Below are 2,500 nucleotides of genomic sequence, written 5' to 3' on the forward strand. Positions count from 1 at the left end.
GCTTGTACCCAATAGGGCAACGTTCCTGACGAAGCTGGTGAGGTCCGAACGAGCCTTGGACAAGCTCGCCGTGAACTTTTGGAAGTCGGCGCGGTTTGCCGCCGCCTGGATGGATTTAAAGGCCTGTTCGCCCGCAGCGCCGAGTCGCTTCAGATTGGCGACGATGTCGGCGACACCATCGAAGGACAGGCGCGTTTTGATCTCATTGGCCATTCAATTCGTCCTTGAGTTTTTCGGCGAAATACGCGCCAAGCTTTGCAGCGTGGGCGGCGGTAATCCTGCGCAGGTTGAACCGCTTTTTCAGGGTGACGTCATCGACGCCGACGAACAAAGGCACGGCCTGTTTCGCGCCGCCACCGCTCGCCCCCCTGCGCAGCTTGGCGCTGGTGAGCTTACCCACCTTGCCGGTTCTCGCGGAGACCCCGACATTGGCGGCGAGCAATGGCGCCTTGCCCGGCCGGTTGATGGTGAACAGCGGGCCGACGCTCTTGATGTAGAGTTCGGCTGTCATGCGCTGGCGCCCTATCCTTTTGGGCGCGGAAGGCAGCGGAAGCCACAGCATCGGCTTGCCAGCAACGCGCCCGCCGGTCTCGAAAATGTCGAAGTATGGGACCGTGTCGAAAACCAGAGCGGCCGCGCCGAGTGAGGCTCCAGTTTTCGGATAGACGTTGGTCCTGAAAGAGTTGGCGAACCGCCTCGAAAACCCGCCGCTCACGATGTCGGATCTGCCCTCCTTTTTGATGCTGGTGGCGGCTTGGGTCATGGCGCCTGTGGCCGCCTTCGCCATAACCTCAAGGTTGCGCTTCATGGCGCGCTCGATCGCACCAGTCGGCGAGTTGAAGCGGAACCCCAGCTTGGCCATTCTGGTCAGACCTCCGACAACATCAACATGATCTCGCCACCAGCCTCGCCCGTCGGTGCCGGCACGGGCTGGTGATTGACGACACGCCACGTCTTGCCGTTCAGGGTCAGTTGGGCGTCGCGCAGATCGGCTGGATCCACGTCGGCCAGGTCGGACGCTCGCACCATGGCCGCCGGCGCGATGGTCAGCACATCGCCGCTCTGAAAACTGATCGTCTTGGGCGCGGTCTTGTCGAATGCCCGGATGGTCCTGGGCGGGTCACCACAGGCAACGACCAGCACCGCGTCGACCGCCAGGGGAGACGAATACAACGCGTTGTAGTGGAGATCCCAAATGCTCATGGTCAGGGCCTCAACTGCGCTTGCGCAAGAGAATCGGGGAGCGTGTCGCGGTTGGCCGGTGAATTGGCTTTCGCGAAACGGCGAGCCACCTCGACCGTGCGCGCCGCTGTCATGCCTGGGATCTCAACCGCCAGATCGAGAGCCACCACTAGGAGCTTGCCATCGCCTTTGCAGACGTCGACGATCGCCTTGAAGCGTTCGCGTTCTGCGGCTGCACCGAGCTTCCTGCCTTCGGCAAAGCCTTCATCCCGCGCCAATGCCGCGGCCCGTCCGAGAATTTCAATGTTGCCGTCCATCATGCGCCTCCAAGCTTGCATTGGTCTTGGCGGCGGAACCCCCTAGGCGCGGCCTATCTCTACGAGGGACATGCGCCTTGCGTCCCCTCATCACGTGTACGGCGTCGGAAGGACCCGGCGTCATCGGTCAGGCCTGCCTGTTGCGGCGGGCATAGATCTCTCTGGCGGGGCTGTTGAAGCCGCGTTCTCGATTCACCTTCTCGGTGGCCTTCGTCCACATCGCGTCGATCTCTGCCCGTGTCCGCTTTGCAGGCTTGGCATTGACGCGCTTGATCACCTCGACCCATGTTGATTGACCATCGGATTTGCTCGGCGGCTTGTCCGGAACATTGCCGATCTCTGTTTCGATTGCGTCGAGTTCGGGCTTTAGCTCGGCGAGTGTCGGTATGCGCTCCGGGTTGGTGCGGCCTAGGATGTAGCGCGGCGCACCGTCGGCCGCCTCACGTTCTCTTGTGGCTGCTGCCCTTGCCTCGGCTATGGCCGCCGGGAAACGGTCACGAAGGCCAACGACCCTGTCTTGTTGGCTGTCGGGAAGATCCTGGAAGCAACCACCAATCATACTGGTCGCGCGGAAGAAGGCGGCGAGGTCGGATTGGCTCTTGAACTGCGAGACATCACCGCGCTCGACAGCGGCCCGCCATGCCGGCGAGAACGTGCTGGGTATCATGCTACGGGGTTTCCTCTGATCGATGCGGCCAGGACGTGCACCAACACCATCCTGGCCGCGACGCACGCCACGTTGAAAAGATAAGCCGTGACCGCGCCTTTGATTGACGAGCCGGACAGCAACCGCTGTGAAACCATCCGGCTCTTTTGCCTCAACCGGGCTGACAGGAACGGTCGGGCAATAGGGTGTGCGAGGCCGAACGGGCGGCCCGCTATGGATAGGAAAGCGAGAATTTCAGAATCGCGGAAACGCGCGAAACCCGCACCTTGCGGCCCCCCATTGTGTGCCTGAACGGCGGTGGGGAACCTCAATAGGGGGCGGGGCGCCCTCGGGT

Annotated in this window: 5 protein-coding genes; all 5 read right to left on the reverse strand. The window is 62.4% G+C overall.

Features of this window, described 5'->3' with window-relative positions:
* A partial coding sequence (locus tag EN914_RS31960) for a hypothetical protein (protein ID WP_164779061.1) occupies window positions 1-213 on the reverse strand: 213 nt, incomplete at its 3' end.
* On the reverse strand, window positions 203-862 hold the full coding sequence (locus tag EN914_RS31965) for a DUF6441 family protein (protein WP_024503204.1): 660 nt from the start codon (window positions 860-862) through the stop codon (window positions 203-205). The genes EN914_RS31965 and EN914_RS31960, both read right to left, overlap by 11 nt.
* A 5-nt stretch (window positions 863-867) precedes the next feature.
* The gene (locus EN914_RS31970) at window positions 868-1,203 is read right to left on the reverse strand and encodes a hypothetical protein (RefSeq protein ID WP_024503205.1); all 336 of its coding nucleotides are present in this window, start codon (window positions 1,201-1,203) and stop codon (window positions 868-870) included.
* A 2-nt stretch (window positions 1,204-1,205) separates the two neighbouring features.
* Window positions 1,206-1,502, reverse strand: coding sequence for a hypothetical protein (locus EN914_RS31975; protein ID WP_127219394.1), 297 nt, complete (start codon window positions 1,500-1,502; stop codon window positions 1,206-1,208).
* Between the two features lie 124 nt (window positions 1,503-1,626).
* A complete protein-coding gene (locus EN914_RS31980; protein WP_127389526.1) occupies window positions 1,627-2,166 on the reverse strand; it encodes a hypothetical protein in 540 nt (179 codons plus the stop codon).
* Window positions 2,167-2,500 lie beyond the last annotated feature (334 nt).

The organism is Mesorhizobium sp. M7A.F.Ca.CA.001.08.2.1, assembly GCF_003998455.1.
GTDB classification, from domain to species: Bacteria; Pseudomonadota; Alphaproteobacteria; order Rhizobiales; family Rhizobiaceae; genus Mesorhizobium; species Mesorhizobium ciceri.

Excerpts from the sequence above, each read along its gene's own strand:
- EN914_RS31965 (WP_024503204.1), bottom strand. The coding sequence starts at position 862 with ATGGCCAAGCTGGGGTTCCGCTTCAACTCGCCGACTGGTGCGATCGAG.
- EN914_RS31970 (WP_024503205.1), bottom strand. The coding sequence starts at position 1,203 with ATGAGCATTTGGGATCTCCACTACAACGCGTTGTATTCGTCTCCCCTG.
- EN914_RS31975 (WP_127219394.1), bottom strand. The coding sequence starts at position 1,502 with ATGATGGACGGCAACATTGAAATTCTCGGACGGGCCGCGGCATTGGCG.
- EN914_RS31980 (WP_127389526.1), bottom strand. The coding sequence starts at position 2,166 with ATGATACCCAGCACGTTCTCGCCGGCATGGCGGGCCGCTGTCGAGCGC.